Genomic DNA, 18,993 nt, shown 5'->3' on the forward strand with positions numbered 1-18,993 from the left:
CGAAGATTCAACCGCTAACTCATTCAGTGTTCCGAAACCGCCTCTCGTCGCGCCGGCGGCTCTCCATGCTCGCCCTCGCTCATCACCGGCACTTCTATGCCCTCGGCGTTGAACAGCTTGCCGTCTTCGAAGTAGTCGCCATCACGCAGCGCGGAAATGTCCGAGTAGTGGATGGTGCGTTCGTAGGCGGCAGCGAATACCGACTGCTGGTCGGAGTTGCCGGTGGTGAAGTGGTTGAACACCAGGTTGAGCACGATCGCCATGATCGCCGCCGAGCTGATGCCGGAGTGGAAGATGGTCTCGAACCAGTTGGGGAACTGCGCGTAGAAGTTTGGCGCAGCGATCGGGATCATGCCGAAGCCCAGGGAAGCGGCGACGATGATCAGGTTGACGTTGTTCTTGTAGCTGACTTTGGACAGGGTGCGGATACCGCTGGCGGCAACGGTGCCGAACAGCACGATGCCGGCGCCACCGAGTACCGAAGTCGGCACCGCGGCAATGACCCGGCCCATGATCGGCAGCAGGCCGAGCACCACCAGGATCACCCCGCCGGTGGCGACCACATAGCGGCTCTTGACCCCGGTCACGGCTACCAGGCCGACGTTCTGGGCGAAGGCGCTCTGGGTGAAGGAGCCGAAGATGGGGGCCAGGATGCTCGACGCCATGTCGGCACGCAGGCCATTGCCCAGGCGTTTGGAATCGACCTTGGTGTCGATGATCTCGCCGACGGCGAGGATGTCCGCCGAAGTTTCCACCAGGGTCACCATGATCACGATGCACATCGACAGGATGGCGGCGATGTGGAAGGTCGGCATGCCGAAGTGGAACGGCGTCGGCATCGCCACCAGCGGGCCGTCGAGGACCTTGCTGAAGTCAGCCATGCCCAGCGACCAGGCAATCAGGGTGCCGATGACCATGGCCAGCAGGATCGACAGCCGCGAGATGGTCGCGCTGCCCAGCTTGCTCAGCACCAGGACGATGACGAAGGTCAGCCCGGCCAGGCCGATGTTGGCCATGCTGCCGAAATCCGGGGCCTTGCTGTTGCCACCCATGACCCAGCGTGCGGCCACTGGCATCAGGGTCAGGCCGATGGTGGTGATGACGATACCGGTCACCAGCGGCGGGAAGAACTTGGTGATCCGCGAGAACACCGGGGTAATCAGAAAACCGATCAGAGAGGCCGCCATGACTGCGCCCAGTACCCCGGGCAAGCCTCCACCGCCTTCACTGCTGAGGATCGCCCCCATGGTCGCCACACCGGCGAACGACACGCCCTGCACCAGCGGCAACTGGCAACCGAACCACGGCAGTCCGAGGGTTTGCAGCAGGGTGGCGAGGCCGCCGGCAAACAGCGATGCGGCGATCAGCAGGCCGATGTCGGCAGGGCCCAGGCCGGCCGCCTGGCCGAGGATCAGCGGCACGGCGACGATACCGCCGTACATGGTCAGAACATGCTGCAGGCCATAAGCCAGGTTGGCGCCAAGGCCCAGGTTCTCGTCTTCGGGACGCTGGGCTGAAGACGTGCTAGGGGAGGACGTATTCATGGGGCAAGTTCTCAGTTTTATTGTTGTGGCGCTACTGTAGACAAGTCCTACACGCGAATGCCAGAACAATTGTATACAATTTTTAGATTGGCGTAGGAACAGTCCTACTGATGGTTTGGCTTCAGGGCTGGATGCAGATTCTGTTCCAACAGCCACAGGCCAGCGCCACAGGGCCTCGTGAGGGCACCGTGGAACTGGCTGGAAAGCTGTCTAAGTGGACAAGAAAGGTGTTTGGGTGATGGTAGGTAGGAAGCTAAGAGTTTCTAAACTTCGATCAGTTCGTGGAACTCGCGCTCCAGTTCGGTGCGATCGGCCAGATTAAGCTCGATCAGGCGGCACAGATGCTCCAGCGAATGCAGGTCGATGTGCAGGCAGATAAAGCCGAGCTGGCGGTCGTCGATGTGGCGCAGTTGCACCTGCATCTCTACCTGCGCGTTTTCACCCAGGTGAATCACTGCATCGAACAGTTCTTCGAGATCGGCATCCCAGGGTTCGGGGGATTCGATCAATATGCCCTTGAGGGAGATGTCCAGCAGGCTGACCTGCCAGCGGTGTTCGCCCTGTACCAGTTCGGTGGGCGCGTCGAAGGCAATGCGTTTGAAACGTCGACGTTCTTGGTGGTCGCTCATGTTCAGACACTCCAGGGTTCTTCCTGACTATAGCTCAGCACTTGCCAAGGTCTGCGCAAGGGCGCATAACCAGATTTGCTCAGCCCGCGCTGGAGGGCTCTAGACCAACGTGGGGGCTGGCCTTTCCTGCCAGTATCGCTAGACTCGAAAGGCTGTCTTTTATCCACTAGCTGGAAGCAAACCATGAACAACAATAATAGCCTGCTACGCCACATTCCGTGGCTGGCGCTGGCAGTCATAGGAGCCTGTGCGCTGGGTGTGGTCGCCCTGCGTCGTGGTGAGGCCATCAACGCCTTGTGGATCGTCGTCGCTTCGGTGGCCATCTACCTGGTCGCCTACCGCTACTACAGCCTGTTCATCGCCACCAAGGTGATGCAGCTGGACCCGCGTCGGGCCACCCCGGCGGTGGTTAACAACGATGGTCTGGACTACGTGCCGACCAACAAACATATTCTTTTCGGTCACCACTTCGCCGCGATTGCCGGTGCCGGCCCGCTGGTCGGTCCTGTGCTGGCGGCGCAGATGGGCTACCTGCCGGGCACGCTCTGGCTGATTGCCGGGGTGGTGCTGGCCGGTGCGGTGCAGGACTTCATGATCCTGTTCCTCTCCACCCGCCGCAACGGCCGCTCGCTGGGCGACATGGTCCGCGAAGAGATGGGCCGGATCCCCGGTACCATTGCCCTGTTCGGCTGCTTCCTGATCATGATCATCATCCTCGCGGTGCTGGCGCTGATCGTGGTCAAGGCCCTGGCCGAGAGCCCATGGGGCATGTTCACGGTGATGGCGACCATCCCGATCGCGATGTTCATGGGCATCTACATGCGCTACATCCGCCCGGGCCATATCGGCGAGATCTCGCTGATCGGCGTGGTGCTGCTGTTGCTGTCGATCTGGCTGGGGGGCCAGGTTGCCGCCGATCCGGTCTGGGGCCCGGCGTTCACCTTCACTGGCGTGCAGATCACCTGGATGCTGGTGGGCTACGGTTTCGTTGCCGCGGTACTGCCGGTGTGGCTGGTGCTGGCACCGCGTGACTACCTGTCGACCTTTCTCAAGATCGGCACCATCGTCGGCCTGGCCATCGGTATCCTGATCATCGCTCCCGAGCTGAAAATGCCGGCGCTGACCCAGTTCACCGACGGTACCGGCCCGGTGTGGAAGGGCACCCTGTTCCCGTTCCTGTTCATCACCATCGCCTGTGGCGCGGTGTCGGGTTTCCATGCGCTGATCTCCTCGGGGACCACGCCCAAACTGCTGGATAACGAAGTCAACGCCCGTTACATCGGTTACGGCGGCATGCTCATGGAGTCGTTCGTGGCGATCATGGCCATGGTTGCCGCCTCGGTGATCGAACCAGGCGTGTACTTCGCCATGAACAGCCCGGCCGCAGTGGTCGGTTCTGATGTTGTCTCGGTTGCGCAAACCGTCAGTAGCTGGGGCTTTGCCATTACCCCGGATGCCCTTGAGGCGGTAGCCAAGGACATCGGCGAGCACACCATCCTGGCCCGTGCCGGTGGTGCGCCGACCCTGGCGGTGGGTATCGCGCAGATCCTCCACCAGGTGCTGCCGGGTGAGAACACCATGGCCTTCTGGTATCACTTCGCGATCCTGTTCGAGGCGCTGTTCATCCTCACCGCAGTGGACGCCGGTACCCGTGCCGGGCGCTTCATGCTCCAGGACCTGCTGGGCAGCTTTGTGCCTGCGCTCAAACGCACCGAATCGTGGGGCGCCAACCTGCTCGCCACCGCCGGTTGCGTGGCGCTCTGGGGTTACCTGCTGTACCAGGGCGTGATCGATCCACTGGGCGGCATCAACACCTTGTGGCCGCTGTTCGGCATCTCCAACCAGATGCTCGCCGGTATCGCCCTGATGCTCGGCACCGTGGTACTGATCAAGATGAAGCGCCAGCGCTACATGTGGGTCACCCTGGTGCCTGCGGTCTGGCTGCTGATCTGCACCACCACCGCCGGCTTCATCAAGCTGTTCGACCCGAACCCGGCGGTCGGCTTCCTGGCCCTGGCCAACAAGTACAGCGTGGCGCTCGACGCAGGGCAGGTGCTGGCCCCGGCCAAGGACATCGGCCAGATGCAGCACGTGATCTTCAACGCCTACACCAACGCGGCCCTGACCGGCCTGTTCCTGTTCGTGGTCTTCAGCATTCTGTTCTTCGCCCTCAAGGTCGGCATCGCTGCCCTGGGCAAAAAAGAGCGGACTGACAAAGAGTCCCCGTTCCAGGCCCTGCCGGATGCGTAACCCAAGAGGAATGCAGTGATGTTCAACGATCTCGGTCGACTGGGTAAGTACCTGGGGCAGGCAGCCCGCCTGATGGTCGGCATGCCCGACTACGACAACTACGTCGAGCATATGCAGACCAAGCACCCGGACAAACCGGTAATGACCTACGAGGAGTTCTTCCGCGAACGCCAGGAGGCTCGTTACGGCGGCAAGGGTGGGCCCAAGTGCTGTTGAAAAGCGGCATGCAAGGCAAGTGACAAAGCTGTGGGAGCCCGGTTTGCACCGGGCTCCCACAGTCATTTTCAGCGTTCAGGAGTATTCGGTTTGTTACCTCCAATTCCCGTTACCGTGCTCAGCGGCTTTCTCGGCGCCGGCAAGACCACCTTGTTGCGCCACCTGCTCAAGGCCGAGCACGGCCTGAAGATCGCCGTTATCGAAAACGAATTCAGCGATGCCGGTATCGATACCCAACTGCTCGGTGATGAACCGGTGCAGGTCATGACCCTGGCCAACGGCTGCGTGTGCTGCAGCATCCACACCGACCTGACCAAGGCGCTGTTCCTGCTGCTTGAGCGCCTGGACAGCGGCGAGATCGCCTTCGACCGCCTGGTGATCGAGTGCACGGGCCTCGCCGACCCGGCGCCGGTGGCGCAAACCTTCTTCATCGATGAAGAGCTGCGCGAGCGCTATATCCTCGACGGCATCATCACCCTGGTCGATGCCGCGCACGCCGATCTGCACCTGACCCAGACCATTGCCCAGGCACAGGTCGGTTTTGCCGACCGCCTGCTGGTGAGCAAGACCGACCTGGTCGACGCCGCCCGCTTCCAGGCACTGAGCGAGCGTCTGGGGCGGATCAACCGCCGCGCACCGATTCGGGTAGTGGACAACGGCAAGATCGATCTGGCCGAGCTGCTCGATGTCCGCGGTTTCAACCTCAATGCCGACCTGGGCGGCGGTTTGCGTCTGCGCCCGGCCGGGCAGACGGCGACGCCGGATCGAATCTCCAGCCTGGTGTTGCGCACTGATTCGCCGCTGGATATTGATCGCCTCAGCGACTTCATGAACCAGTTGCTGGAAGAGCATGGCAAGCAGCTGTTGCGCTACAAGGGCGTGCTGAACATTGCCGGGGAGGATCGGCGCCTGGTGTTCCAGGGGGTGCTCAAGCTCTATGGCTTTGATTGGGACAGCGAGTGGGCAGAGGGGGAGGCGCGCGAGAGTGTGATGGTGTTTATTGCGGATGATTTGCCGGAGGCGAAGATTCGCGCCGGATTCGCTGCGCTGACTTGAGCTCCCCCTACCGCGTTTCGGCGATAGGGGGAATGTCTCAGATCTCGTTCGGCTCGCTAAGGTAAGGCGCATTCAACTCAAGGATATTGAGGGTGATTTCCAGTGGTGCTCCCCCTTTGGTACCCAGATAGATCTGTTTGGAGTCGTGAATGGTGCGGCGGTGCGTCAAGCTGCCATTGTTCAACTTCAAGTGAATGGGAAGGCGCAGGTTGTTCAGGTGCTCGTGGCTGATTGGCCGGCCATTCGGGTTGAGCAGGCTGAAAGTGCTGGGTGGACAGCTCTCTACCGGAAAGGCACCGAGCAGACCCGTTTCATTCGCACCAAGGCGTTTGCCATGCTGGGGACCGGGGGACCGGACATACAGCTTGTAGCCTTCCGGCGTGTGGCGAAAGTACAGGGTCAGCGGCACCATGGCCTGGTTGGCAGGCGCCTGATGGCCAAGAAAATGCGAGTCATCGCGGTACTGGATTGCACCGCTGAAGGCGCCGCCGCCTGAGCGGACCAGCGCTACTTTCACTGGCGAGCCCACCAGCTCACCGAGAAAGTTGATTGGGTGGCTGGCGGTTTCCAGTTGGGCAATGAAGGATTGTTGACGATGGGTTGGCATGGATTCACCTGAGTTGTGAGTGTCAGAAGCACAGCGGCGCTGCACCTCTTCACGGTAAGGGCGAAGGTGAGTCCTCAAGTGTTAGATAATTAGGGCAGCACAGGGGCAGATACAAAAAAGCCCGGCTCAAGAGCCGGGCTTTTTCACATCATGCCGCTGTGCTTACTTGCCGTACACCGGCAGCTTGGCGCAGATGGCCTTGACCTTCTCGCGAACGGCGTCGATCACCGCTTCGTTGTTCAGGTCGGCGAGGATGTCGCAGATCCAGCCAGCCAGTTCTTTACACTCGGCTTCTTTGAAGCCGCGAGTGGTCACAGCCGGGGTGCCGAAGCGCAGGCCGGAGGTGACGAACGGCGAACGTGGGTCGTTCGGTACCGAGTTCTTGTTGACGGTGATGAAGGCGCGACCCAGGGCGGCGTCGGCATCTTTACCGGAGATTTCCTGCTTGATCAGCGACAGCAGGAACAGGTGGTTCTCGGTACCGCCGGAAACCACGTCGAAACCGCGCTCGATGAACACGCCGGCCATGGCCTGGGCGTTTTTCACCACTTGCTGCTGGTAGGCCTTGAACTCAGGCTGCAGCGCTTCCTTGAAGCAGATGGCCTTGGCGGCGATCACGTGCTCCAGCGGGCCGCCCTGGGCGCCCGGGAATACTGCGGAGTTCAGCTTCTTCTCGATCTCGGCGTTGGCGCGAGCGAGGATCAGGCCGCCACGTGGACCGCGCAGGGTCTTGTGGGTAGTGGTGGTGACCACGTCGGCGAACGGCACCGGGTTCGGGTACACGCCTGCAGCGACCAGACCGGCTACGTGAGCCATGTCGACGAACAGGTAGGCACCGACCTTGTCGGCGATTTCGCGGAAACGCGGGAAGTCGAGGATCTGCGAGTAGGCCGAGAAACCGGCAACGATCATCTTCGGCTTGTGCTCGACCGCCAGGCGCTCGACTTCGTCGTAGTCGATCAGGCCGTTGGCGTCGATGCCGTACTGGATGGCGTTGTACAGTTTGCCCGAGGAGCTGACGTTGGCGCCGTGGGTCAGGTGACCGCCGTGGGCCAGGCTCATGCCCAGGATGGTGTCACCGGCCGACAGCAGGGCCAGGTAGACGGCGCTGTTGGCTTGGGAGCCGGCGTGCGGCTGGACGTTGGCGTAATCGGCGCCGAACAGTTCCTTGGCACGGTCGATGGCCAGTTGCTCGACCACGTCGACGTACTCGCAACCGCCGTAGTAGCGCTTGCCCGGGTAGCCTTCGGCGTACTTGTTGGTCAGCACCGAGCCCTGGGCTTCCATGACAGCGGGGCTAGTGTAGTTTTCCGAGGCGATCAGCTCGATATGTTCTTCCTGGCGCTGAGCTTCTTGCTCCATGGCGGCAAAGAGATCGGCGTCGTACTTGGCAATGGTCAAATCACGGCTGAACATGGCGGTCCTCAAGGATCGTGCTGAAATAGGCGGGCATTCTACCTCATCAGCTTTTGTCTGGCATATGAAAGGGCATCATGTCGCAGACAAGTGGGCTTCATTCAGGGATCGGTGGTGCTCCAATCGCTGGCAAGCCAGCTCCCACAAGGAACTGTGCATGCAGAACCTGTGGGAGCTGGCTTGCCAGCGATGGGGCTACTCGAACATGAACAGCGTTTCGTTGCTGAATTGCGCTTCGAACTGATGCGCCGGCATCGGCCGCCCGAACAGGTAACCCTGTACCTCGTCACAGCCGTGCTCACGCAGGAACTCCAGTTGCTCATGGGTTTCCACGCCCTCGGCGATCACCGCCAGGTTCAGGCTGTGGGCCATGGCGATGATCGCCCGGGCGATCTGCGCATCCTGTTCGCCCTCGGGCAGGCCGTCGACGAAGGTACGGTCGATCTTCAGCACGTCGATGGGGAACTGCTTGAGGTAGTTGAGCGACGAATAGCCGGTGCCGAAGTCGTCGACGGCGATGCTCAAGCCCAGGTTCTTCAGGCTGTCGAGGATCACCATGGCCTCGTTGACCTCGCGCATCAGGATACTTTCGGTCAGCTCCAGCTCCAGACACGCCGGCGGCAGGCCGGTTTCCTTGAGGATGGTGGCGATGCGTTCGCCCAATTGACCATCAGAGAACTGCCGTGCCGAGATGTTCACCGAGACCTTCGGCACCCGCACCTTGGCCTGGTGCCAGGCCTTGAGCTGGCGGCTGGCCTCCTTGAGCACCCAGTCGCCGACATCGACCACCAGGCCGAGCTCCTCGATCACCGGGATGAAATCCCCCGGCGGTACCAGCCCGCGCCGCGGATGGCGCCAGCGCAGCAGCGCTTCGGCGCCGGTCAGGCGCTTGCCGTCGCCGCTGAACTGCGGTTGGTAATAAAGGATGAATTCGTTCTGTTCCAGGGCGTGGCGCAGGTCGCTTTCCAGCTCCAGGCGCTCCAGGGCACTGGCGTTCATGTCGGCCTGGTAGAACTGGAAGTTGTTCTTGCCGCGTTCCTTGGCGTGATACATGGCGGTGTCGGCGTTCTTCATCAGCTGGCTGAGCTCGCTGCCATCTTGCGGGCTGAGGGCGATGCCGATGCTGGCGGTGACGAAGAACTCGCGGTTCTCCAGCACGAATGGCCGCACCAGGCTGCCGAGAATCTGTTCGGCCACGTGGATGGCGCGGTTCAGGGCCATTTCGCGGGTGGCGCGCGGTTGCAGCAGCAGGGTGAATTCGTCGCCGCCCATGCGCGCCACGGTGTCGTCGTCATCGACGCAGTCGAGCAGGCGCTCGGCCATGTCCTTGAGCATGCGATCGCCCGCGGCATGGCCGAGGGAGTCGTTGATCGGCTTGAAACGGTCGAGGTCGAGGAACATCAGCACCACCCAGGCCTTCTGCCGCTCGGCCTGCTGCAGGGCCGTGTGCAGGCGGTCCTGGAACAGGGTGCGGTTGGGCAGGTGGGTCAGGGCGTCATAGTAGGCCAGGCGATGGATGCGCTGTTCGCTGGCCTTGCGCTCGCTGATGTCGGTAAAGAAGCACACGTAGCTGGCCAGGTCGCCTTCGTCATCGAGCACTGCGGTGATGCCGACCCAGGCCGGATAGTGTTCGCCGCTGCGGCGCTTGAGCCACACTTCGCCTTCCCAGGTGCCGCGCTGATGCAGCTGCTTGAGCACGTAGCGCAGGTGGGCATCCTGATGCTCATCGACGGTCAGCAGGCTCGGCAACTGGTCCAGTACATCGGCCACGGCATAACCACTGACGCGGCTGAAGGCTTCGTTGGCCTGGACGATGTAGCCGGCCGGGTCGGTGATGAGGATTGCCGAGGTCGAGTGCTCGAATACCGTGGCGGCCATGCGCAGGTCTTTCTCGGCGCGGCGTTGCTGGCTGATGTCGCGGCCGACGCCAAGGATGCCCTCGAAACGCTCCTGGTCATCCCAGACCAGCACCAGGCGCAACTCGATAGGGATCTTGCGGCCATCGGCGCGCAGGCAGTCGAACAAAAACAGCTGGGTCGGCAGTTGGGTGCGCAACTGCTCCAGTTGCTCGGGGTCGCCCAGGGCCTTGTTGACCCGCTCGACCAGGCTGTAGATGCCGGTGAGCTGGGCCGGGTTGGCGATGGTCGAGTGCCAGCCGTTTTCGAAGATCCACTCCACTTCAAAGCCCAGGACCGCCTGGATCGACGGGCTGACGTAGTTCAACTGCAGCAGGCTGTCGGTGGAGAAGATCACGTCGCTGATGCTTTCGGCGAGCATGCGGTAGCGTTGCTCACTGTCGCGCAGGGATTCGCTGGCTTCGATCTGTTCGGTAACGTCCTTGCCGACACCGATGATCCGCGTCACGCAGCCTGCGTTATTGCGGGTCAGGGCCTGTTCGCGGATGTCGAAGCGGCGCCAGCACTGGTCGTGGTGGCGGAATCGCAGTTGGCAATGCAGTTGCTCGACATAACCCGAGTTGCGTTGCTGCTGGCGCAATTGCCGGTAAAGCTGGGCATCGTCCGGGTGCAGCAGCAACTCCCAGAAATGATCGCCCATCTGCGCCAGCTCGGTGCGACTGTAGCCCAGGGTCTGGCCCAGGTTGCGGTTGCTGAAGATCATCAGCTGGCTTTGCACGTCTTGCACGTACAGCTGGTCGGGCACGGTGCGTACTACGTCCGACCAGAAACTTTCGCGTTCGAGCAGCGACAGCTCGACCTGCTTGCGGCTGGTGATATCGCTGATGCTGAGGATCACCGCCTGGTAATCACGGCGCTGCTGCGGGAAACGCACCATCAGCCACAGGTGCAGGTCCTCGCCATCAGCCACCGGCAGGCGCACCTCCAGCTCCAGCTGTTGCTGGTTGTCGAGGATTGCCCCGAGCAGCTGGATGCCGATGCCGTCGTTGCCGGTCTGCGCGCCTTCGACCAGGCGCTGCCAGGCACTGTCGCAGCAATTGACACCGAGCAGTTGCAAGGCCACCTGGTTGACTTCGGTGACCTTCAGTTCTTGCAGCAGCGCCCGGCGCAATGGCTGGTCGAAGGCCAGGCGCTGCTCAAGGGCCGGGCGGCTGCGCAGGCGATAACGTTCGAGCTGGCCGGGCAGGCCGGAGAGGTCGAGTACGCACAGGGCGACCCCGGTGCCTTCGAAAATGTCGTGGTAGCGCCGGCGGCTTTCCTGCAGCAGGCGATGACGACGGCGCATGTTGATCAGGGCCAGCAGCGGGATCAGCGCGCAGAACAAGCCGAGCATGCATTTGCCGATCAGTGCCGGCAGCAGTTGCTGGCGGGCCAGGCCGGCGTCGAACAGGCCGCGCAGTTGCCAGGTGCTGTTGTCGAGGAACGCCAGCATCACGCTTTGTAGCGGCTCGTCGCTGCCGGGCGTCGGCTGGTGACGGTTGATGATCTCGCCGGTGCGGCTGTTTTCCAGCAGCCACAAAGGATGGTTCGGGCGGTCCAGGTGAGTGGTCAGGTCACTGTAGTAGCTCGGCGCCAGGCGCAGGAACCAATAGCCGCTGGGGGCTTTCCCCGGCTGGCGCAGCAACAGGTAGACCTGCTGGTTGTCGGCGCTGTTGCTGTAATAGAAGTCGCGGCCCTGGTTGAGCCGCAGCAACTCGTCCAGCGCCTGGTAATCGGGCGTACCGTTCAGGCTGTCGGCTTGCAGGCTGCCATCGGCGCCGACCCAGGCGACACTGAGCAGGTTCGGTTGTTGCTGGCGCAACTGGGCGATGACGTTCGGCAATTGCTCAGGGCCAGGCGACGAGCGGTATTGCTGGACCTGATTGAGCGCCACCTGGGCCTTCAGCGCCATGTTCAGGCTCATGTGATCGGCGAGCTCGGCACTGTCGTTCAAGCTCTGCTGATACTGGTCAGCCTGGGTATGACGGAACTGGGCAATCAACTGCCACAGCAGCAGGCCGAGCAGCAACAGGACCAACAGGGCCAGCGCGCCTTTCAATGAGCCGCGCAGCGGCGAGCCTGACGCAGTGGCCGGCTTGCGCAGGGAGGACGGCTGAGTGAGATTGGTCAAACGTTGATCCTGCGGTATGGCTGGATGGCAGGTTTAGAGCTGCTGGTTGGCAAGTGCCGCGTTCCTGGCGACGGCTCCGGTTGCGCACTATAAGCCGGACGCCCGAAGGGCGGCTAGCATGCCCGCAAACGTGGCAAAGTGCCAGCCCTGTTCGTCGGCGGTTTGCCCAACCCGGCGCATTACGGTAGCTTTGGCCCTTTCCTGGGCGCTACGGCTCCCTTCATCTGTTTCGCTTCTATTTTTTCGTCTCTGACGCTAGGTTTTCCATGGCTCAATACGTCTATACCATGCATCGGCTGGGCAAAGTTGTCCCGCCGAAGCGGGAAATTTTGAAGAACATCTCCCTGTCGTTTTTCCCAGGCGCCAAGATCGGCGTGCTCGGCCTCAACGGCTCGGGTAAATCCACCCTGCTGAAAATCATGGCGGGTGTCGACACCGAGTTCGACGGCGAAGCCCGTCCGATGCCGGAACTGAACATCGGCTACCTGCCCCAGGAGCCACAGCTGGACCCGTCCAAGACCGTGCGTGAAGTGGTCGAGGAAGCGGTCAGCGTGATCAAGGACGCCCAGGCGCGCCTGGACGAGGTCTACGCTGCCTACGCCGAGCCGGATGCCGACTTCGACAAGCTCGCCGCCGAACAGGCCAAGCTCGAAGCCATCCTCCAGGCCAGCGACGGCCACAACCTCGAGCGTCAGCTGGAAGTAGCCGCCGACGCCCTGCGCCTGCCGGCCTGGGAAGCCAAGGTCGAGCACCTGTCCGGTGGTGAAAAACGCCGTGTGGCCCTGTGCCGCCTGCTGCTGTCGGCCCCGGACATGCTCCTGCTCGACGAACCGACCAACCACCTGGATGCCGACTCCGTCGCCTGGCTGGAACACTTCCTCCACGACTTCCCGGGCACCGTGGTAGCCATTACCCACGACCGTTACTTCCTCGACAACGTCGCTGGCTGGATTCTCGAACTCGACCGCGGCGCCGGTATTCCGTACGAAGGCAACTACTCGGGCTGGCTGGAAGCCAAGTCCGATCGTCTGGCCCAGGAATCCAAGCAGCAGTCGGCCCACGAGAAGGCCATGAAGGAAGAACTGGAGTGGGTGCGCAAAGGCGCCAAGGCTCGTCAGTCCAAGTCCAAGGCCCGCCTGCAACGCTTCGAAGAAATGCAGTCGCAGGAATTCCAGAAGCGCAGCGAGACCAACGAGATCTACATCCCGGCAGGTCCGCGCCTGGGTGACAAGGTCATCGAGTTCAAGAACGTCTGCAAGGGTTATGGCGATCGCGTGCTGATCGACAACCTGTCGTTCGCCATGCCCAAAGGTGCCATCGTCGGCGTGATCGGCGGTAACGGTGCCGGTAAATCGACCCTGTTCCGCATGCTGATGGGCAAGGAACAGCCGGACTCGGGCAGCATCGAGATCGGTGACACCGTGCAACTGGCCTGCGTTGACCAGAGCCGTGAAGACCTCGACGGCAACAAGACCGTGTTCCAGCAGATTTCCGACGGTTCCGACCAGTTGCGGATCGGCACCTACGAGATCCCGTCGCGCACCTATGTTGGCCGTTTCAACTTCAAGGGCGGTGACCAGCAGAAGTTCGTCAAGGACCTCTCTGGTGGTGAGCGCGGCCGTCTGCACCTGGCCCTGACCCTGAAAGAGGGCGCCAACGTCCTGCTGCTCGACGAACCGTCCAACGACCTGGACGTGGAAACCCTGCGTTCGCTGGAGGAAGCCCTGCTGGACTTCCCGGGCGCCGCCATCGTGATCTCTCACGATCGCTGGTTCCTTGACCGTGTGGCCACCCACATCCTGGCCTACGAAGACGATTCGCAGGCGGTGTTCTTCGAAGGCAACTACACCGAGTACGAAGCCGATCGCAAGAAGCGCCTGGGCGAAGCTGCTGCCCAGCCGCACCGCGTACGGCACAAAAAACTGGCATAACCCTCAGGGTTCTGCACTGGAACGGGGCCTTCGGGCCCCGTTTTTTTGCCCAAAATTTACCGCAGCCCAGTAGGGGCGGGCTTGCCCCGCGGTGCGCTACAACATGTATACACTTATACAAATGCACCATTTAATTTCATAAAAACGACATGTCGCCCTGTTGCGGTGCGGTTGCTTCTTGGTAAAGTCGAGGAAAAAACATAAGTCCAACTCTATCTGGTGAATGTCTACATGATCGAATCTGTCGAAGATTTTCTCGCTCGCCTCAAGCAACGCGACCCCGCCCAGCCTGAATTCCATCAGGCCGTCGAAGAGGTGCTGCGCAGCCTCTGGCCGTTCCTCGAAGCCAATCCGCATTACCTGCAGGCCGGTATCCTCGAGCGTATGGTCGAGCCGGAGCGGGCGATCCTGTTCCGCGTGTCGTGGGTCGATGACCAGGGCAAGGTCCAGGTCAACCGCGGCTACCGCATCCAGATGAGCAGTGCCATCGGCCCGTACAAGGGCGGCCTGCGTTTCCACCGCTCGGTAAACTTGGGCGTGCTGAAATTCCTGGCCTTCGAGCAGGTGTTCAAGAACTCCCTGACCTCGCTGCCCATGGGCGGCGGCAAGGGCGGCTCGGACTTCGATCCGAAGGGCAAGAGCGATGCTGAGGTCATGCGCTTCTGTCAGGCGTTCATGAGCGAGCTGTACCGCCACATCGGTGCCGACCTCGACGTGCCGGCCGGTGACATCGGCGTCGGCGCCCGCGAAATCGGTTTCATGTTCGGCCAGTACAAGCGCCTGGCCAACCAGTTCACTTCGGTGCTGACCGGCAAGGGCATGACCTACGGCGGCAGCCTGATTCGCCCGGAGGCCACCGGCTACGGCTGCGTGTACTTCGCCGAAGAGATGCTCAAACGCCAGGACCTGCGCATCGACGGGCGCCGGGTGGCCATCTCCGGTTCCGGCAACGTTGCCCAGTACGCCGCGCGCAAGGTCATGGACCTGGGCGGCAAGGTGATTTCGCTGTCCGACTCCGAAGGCACCCTGTACTGCGAAGCCGGCATGACCGACGAGCAGTGGGATGCGCTGATGGAGCTGAAAAACGTCAAGCGCGGCCGTATCAGCGAGCTGGCCGAGCGTTTTGGCCTGGAGTTCCGCAGAGGCCAGCGGCCCTGGAGCCTGGCGTGCGACATCGCCCTGCCATGCGCGACCCAGAACGAACTGGACGCCGAAGACGCCCGCACCCTGCTGCGCAACGGCTGCCTCTGCGTGGCCGAAGGCGCCAACATGCCGACCACCCTCGAGGCTGTGGATATCTTCATCGAGGCCGGCATCCTCTTCGCCCCGGGCAAGGCGTCCAACGCCGGCGGCGTGGCCGTCAGTGGCCTGGAGATGTCGCAGAACGCCATGCGCCTGCTGTGGACTGCCGGTGAAGTGGACAGCAAGCTGCACAACATCATGCAGTCGATCCACCATGCCTGCGTGCATTACGGCGAAGAGAACGGCCGGATCAACTACGTCAAGGGTGCCAACATCGCCGGCTTCGTCAAGGTTGCCGACGCCATGCTGGCCCAGGGCGTGGTCTAAGCCTCGGGTTCGATGGCGACGATCTCGATCGACAGATCCCCTGCCGGTCGTCGCCACAGCACCTCGTCACCGGGCGCGGCTCCCAGCAACGCCCGGCCCAGGGGTGAACCCCAGTTGATCAGGCCGCTGGCGGCATAGGCCTGGTCTTCACCGACCAGTTGCACCTGATGCTGGCGGCCCTGCTCATCGACGAACCGTACCCGGCTGCCAATCTGCACTTTTTCATGGGAAGTGGCGGGCGCGACGACCTGGGCGCTTTGCACCCGGGCGCTGAAGTAGCGCAGGTCGCGTTCGGTTTCGGCCAGACGCTGCTTGTCGGTCTGGTCGCCCTGGCTCAGGAGTTCGCTGCGCAGGCTGTTCAGTTCGGCGAGCCGTTGTTGCAGCAGGGTCAGGCCACGGGCAGTGACATGGTTGGGTTGCTCGCTGACCCGGCGCTCCACCGGCTGGTTGGCCTGGTCGGCGGCCTGGTCTTCGTTGACGAATGCTCGGCTCATGAGGGCCTCCTTTCATGGGAGACCATGCTGACAGTCCCGCAGTTGCATCGGATGTCCGATTGCGACCTACTTGCGTCGATAGGCGCGCGCGGCATCCCGATCTTTTTCTTCCTGCCACTGCTCATCACGATCCTCCCAGTGACGGGCGCGGTATTCCTGCAGGTCCTGGTTCTCCTGCATGGCGTGGCACTGGCGAAAGCCATCGTCCCAGCCGGACTCATACTGGCGGTTGTGCAGGTAACGCGGTACGTCCTTGCGAAAATCCCCGGCCATCACCCCGGCGGCCTGGCGGCCGCTGCTGCAACCGTCCTGGAAACCATCGGCGTAGGCCGGTGGATAACCCTGATTGATCAGTTGCTCGTGGGTTGTCTGGCAACCCGCAAGTACACCCATTAGCGCTACTACCAGCCAATACCGCCGCATGTTCAGACTCTCCGCTTGCCAGGGAAAGTCTAGGTGGGGAATTGTTGGTGGCGTGTCAAAAGGATGTGATCAGGGTATTGGGGCTGCTGCGCAGCCCATCGCCGGCAAGGCCGGCTCCCACACTGGACTGTGTACACCTGACCTGTGGGAGCTGGCTTTGCCAGCGATGCAAGGCGCAGCCTTACTAATACTGGTACCACTTAAGCTCCAGCATCACCTCGTTCTGCGCCGACGCCAACTTGCTGAAGTCACGGCTGGCACTGAGCCGCAGGCCCAGGTCACGGGACAGCTCCCACTGCTGGTTCAAACTCAGGCTACGACGCACCTCGCCATTGGTGAAGTAGTCGGCTTTGGCCTCGACACTCAGGTTGCCCAGTGGATTGCGCCACAGCAGCCCGGTATTGAAGCCCGCTGCCGGGGCAATGAACCCGGCGAAGTCATTGTTGTGCTCGACCCGCACTGTGCCCAAGGCAAAGCCAAGCAGGTCATCGGCCAGCTGCCAGGTACCGCCGGCACCGCCGTTGACGTGGCTGACCAGCACCTCATCGCCATGCTTGCCCAGCACTCGCTCAAGCCCCCCGGCGACCTGCCACGACCAGGGTTGCAGCAGGGCATTGCGCGGGGTCAACGAGCGAATGGTGGCCAGGTCCAGGCGTTGCACCTGCCAGTCGTTGCCTTCGTACTGGCGCAGCTTGAGCTGAAGGATCTCGATCTGTGCGCCGAGGGGGAAGCCGTAGGCATTGTCGTTGAGGTCGTGATAGGCCATGCGCAGGCCATACTCGGCATAGGCGCGATCATCGCGGCTGCCCAGGCCCAACTGCCAGGTGCGCGACTGATGGCCATCTTCAGGCAGCCCCGGGCGCTCGATTTCAAGCTCCGGCGGCGGGTTGCGGTTGATTGCCCGCAGCAGCTCGAAGCTGCGTTGGGTGCGTGCCGGATCACGCTCCTGGCCGTTGGCCCGGTAACGTTCCAGGCGATAGGCGGCGTCCTGCACCAGGGCCTGGCGCTCGCGGGGCAGGGCGGTGAACGCTGGGCTTTGCAGTTGTGCGGTGTCGGCACTGACCGCCAGCACTTGCTGTTGCTCGCCGGCATCCAGCGGCTTGGCCCGCTCCAGCAGTTCACGTTCGCGTGACGGCCGATAGTCGATGCGCTCGACCAGGCCGGACTGCTTGACCGCCTTGACGGTGTCGGTGGGGATTGCGGTCAACGGGAATTGCGACGTCAGGTCCAGGCTCGGGCGCGCCACCTGCAACAGTTCGAGCAGGCGGTAGGAGCAGTTTTCGTCGAAGAAGAAGTAGTCGAACTGGATCTGCTTGAGTTCCCAGACATGCTCGACCATGCGCCCGGTTTCTTCCGGGGTCAGGTTCAGTCGGTATTCCCACAGGTCGCGGTTTTCCAGGCTGCGGTACTCGGAGAGCTTTTCCTGGTAGGGCACCAGGGCGAACAGGCCCGGATAGCCGCCCATCAGGCCTTTCCAGGCGTAGAGGATGCTGTTGTCGCTGCCTTCGATGTAAGCGCCGAAGTTGATTGCGTAGCTGAGCAGGGCGGTTTCGTTGCTCTGCACATCGGCCTGGTCGATCCGCAACAAGGTGTGGCCGAACATCGACGACGGGCTGTTCAGGTAGGCGGCCGGGAAGATCATCACCGCACTGTGCGGCGAGACGTCCTTGAACCACTGGCTGTATTCCTTGCAGTCCGGGCTCGGCAGGTCGGTCAGCTGCAACTGCTCGCGCAGCCAGCGGGTACGCGCCGGGAACACGCACTGGGCGTGTTTGTCGCCGAGGCTCGCCGGTGCGTACAGCGCGTTGACGGTGGCGCGCAGTTCCTGGTCCGGGTGATGGGCGCCGTCTTCGGCGAGAAAGAAGCGCTGGTCGTCGACGTAGCTGCGCCAGCCGCCAAGCTTGGCCGTCTCGTAATGACCGAGGGCGATCCAGTAGCGGTCGGCCGCCAGTTGCTTCAGGCGTGCGTCATCGAATGAAGGGGCAGCATGCAGCGGGGCGCAGGCACATAGCGCCAGGTAGGCAAGGCGTTTGAGCATGTCGGGCAACTAAGTCTGAATGATGCCGATAGAGGCGGACAACAACCCGCCCCGGTGACGGGGCGGGTGGGCCGAGCTTAAGCCTGGGTGGCGTATTTGGCCAGGCGCGGATCGCTTTTCAGCACCGCGAGGGTGTTGCTGTGCACGTCTTCAGCCGTTACGTCGGCGGTCTTGAAGATGTCCTGGAAGTGTTGATGGGTAACCGCGGCAAAGTGCGCGCGATCTTCCGGGGCGACGCCAAGCACCACGGCATAGGTGGTCAGTGCTTCACCTTGACCCTTGGCCATGTCTTCGGAGAGTTCGTTCATCATGCCGTTCATGGCGAACCATGATTTACCGCCATAGGTCAGCGCAGAGTTGGTCGAGCAGCCGTTGGTGCCCGAGGTCATGCCGAAAGTGGCGTTACCGGACGTGCCGTTGGTGGTGGACGCAAGGAAGTGGGCCGGTGTGCCGCGTTGGCCCTCGAACAGCATGTTGCCCCAGCCGCAGTCCGGTCCGCCAGGCGCCTGGGCCATGGCATTGAGTGAGACCGCGGTGAACAGAGTACCCAGAAGAATCCGTTTCATAGCATTGTTCTCTTTCTAGAATTACATACCAAAGGTCAGGGTTGTCTGGCATATCTGTAGGACCAGTTGCCAGGGCGGGTCGGTTATTTACCCAGCCGCGCAGTTTGGAGTTTAGGCACGATCTAACGGTTCCGTGATTTATTGCGAAAGATTGCCTGAAAATATTGACGTAGATCGGCTTTTCGCCCCTGCGACAATTAGCAGCGATGAGCCTTGCAAGGCGCACGC

14 protein-coding genes are annotated in these 18,993 nt (G+C 62.2%); 5 read left to right on the forward strand and 9 right to left on the reverse strand.

The genetic code is table 11. The annotated features are described in order from the left end of the window. Positions 1-23 precede the first annotated feature (23 nt). Both ABM562_RS15515 and ABM562_RS15520 read right to left on the reverse strand, forming a co-directional pair. Positions 24-1,544, reverse strand: coding sequence for a nucleobase:cation symporter-2 family protein (locus tag ABM562_RS15515; RefSeq protein WP_115088790.1), 1,521 nt, complete (start codon positions 1,542-1,544; stop codon positions 24-26). 263 nt (positions 1,545-1,807) lie between these two features. Further along, positions 1,808-2,173, reverse strand: a complete 366-nt coding sequence (locus ABM562_RS15520; RefSeq protein ID WP_115088789.1) for a PilZ domain-containing protein — start codon at positions 2,171-2,173, stop codon at positions 1,808-1,810. Between the two features lie 183 nt (positions 2,174-2,356). On the opposite strand from ABM562_RS15520, the gene ABM562_RS15525 reads away from it, so the two are divergent. The 3 genes from ABM562_RS15525 to yjiA all read left to right on the forward strand — a co-directional run bounded on the left by ABM562_RS15525 (position 2,357) and on the right by yjiA (position 5,695). Beyond that, entirely contained in the window at positions 2,357-4,423 is a 2,067-nt protein-coding gene (locus tag ABM562_RS15525) for a carbon starvation CstA family protein (protein WP_115088788.1), read from the forward strand. 18 nt (positions 4,424-4,441) lie between these two features. After that, positions 4,442-4,639, forward strand: a complete 198-nt coding sequence (locus ABM562_RS15530; RefSeq protein WP_010226397.1) for a YbdD/YjiX family protein — start codon at positions 4,442-4,444, stop codon at positions 4,637-4,639. A 90-nt stretch (positions 4,640-4,729) separates the two neighbouring features. Next, a complete protein-coding gene (yjiA, locus tag ABM562_RS15535; protein ID WP_460422538.1) occupies positions 4,730-5,695 on the forward strand; it encodes a GTPase in 966 nt (321 codons plus the stop codon). Between the two features lie 37 nt (positions 5,696-5,732). Here yjiA and ABM562_RS15540 read toward each other — a convergent pair whose 3' ends face one another. The 3 genes from ABM562_RS15540 to ABM562_RS15550 all read right to left on the reverse strand — a co-directional run bounded on the left by ABM562_RS15540 (position 5,733) and on the right by ABM562_RS15550 (position 11,744). Continuing rightward, positions 5,733-6,302 carry a hypothetical protein gene (locus ABM562_RS15540; RefSeq protein WP_115088786.1) on the reverse strand — a complete coding sequence of 190 codons (570 nt, stop codon included), beginning with the start codon at positions 6,300-6,302 and terminating at the stop codon, positions 5,733-5,735. 162 nt (positions 6,303-6,464) lie between these two features. Beyond that, on the reverse strand, positions 6,465-7,718 hold the full coding sequence (gene glyA / locus ABM562_RS15545) for a serine hydroxymethyltransferase (RefSeq protein ID WP_038997233.1): 1,254 nt from the start codon (positions 7,716-7,718) through the stop codon (positions 6,465-6,467). Positions 7,719-7,913: 195 nt separating this feature from the next. Further along, on the reverse strand, positions 7,914-11,744 hold the full coding sequence (locus tag ABM562_RS15550) for a sensor domain-containing protein (protein ID WP_460422540.1): 3,831 nt from the start codon (positions 11,742-11,744) through the stop codon (positions 7,914-7,916). 266 nt (positions 11,745-12,010) lie between these two features. On the opposite strand from ABM562_RS15550, the gene ettA reads away from it, so the two are divergent. Next, entirely contained in the window at positions 12,011-13,675 is a 1,665-nt protein-coding gene (gene ettA, locus ABM562_RS15555) for an energy-dependent translational throttle protein EttA (protein ID WP_115088784.1), read from the forward strand. Positions 13,676-13,906: 231 nt separating this feature from the next. Continuing rightward, complete coding sequence (gdhA, locus tag ABM562_RS15560; protein WP_115088783.1) at positions 13,907-15,244, forward strand: NADP-specific glutamate dehydrogenase; 1,338 nt, start codon at positions 13,907-13,909, stop codon at positions 15,242-15,244. Here gdhA and ABM562_RS15565 read toward each other — a convergent pair. The 4 genes from ABM562_RS15565 to ABM562_RS15580 form a co-directional block, all read right to left on the reverse strand. Then, positions 15,241-15,738, reverse strand: a complete 498-nt coding sequence (locus tag ABM562_RS15565; RefSeq protein WP_115088782.1) for a GreA/GreB family elongation factor — start codon at positions 15,736-15,738, stop codon at positions 15,241-15,243. The two genes, gdhA and ABM562_RS15565, sit on opposite strands and share 4 nt — an antisense overlap. A gap of 66 nt (positions 15,739-15,804) precedes the next feature. Beyond that, positions 15,805-16,161, reverse strand: coding sequence for a hypothetical protein (locus ABM562_RS15570; protein WP_115088781.1), 357 nt, complete (start codon positions 16,159-16,161; stop codon positions 15,805-15,807). 184 nt (positions 16,162-16,345) lie between these two features. Further along, entirely contained in the window at positions 16,346-18,199 is a 1,854-nt protein-coding gene (locus ABM562_RS15575; protein WP_460422542.1) for an Lnb N-terminal periplasmic domain-containing protein, read from the reverse strand. Positions 18,200-18,276: 77 nt separating this feature from the next. Then, positions 18,277-18,765, reverse strand: a complete 489-nt coding sequence (locus ABM562_RS15580) for a DUF3015 domain-containing protein (RefSeq protein WP_010226385.1) — start codon at positions 18,763-18,765, stop codon at positions 18,277-18,279. Positions 18,766-18,993 lie beyond the last annotated feature (228 nt).

It is taken from the genome of Pseudomonas sp. ZL2, from assembly GCF_054788455.1.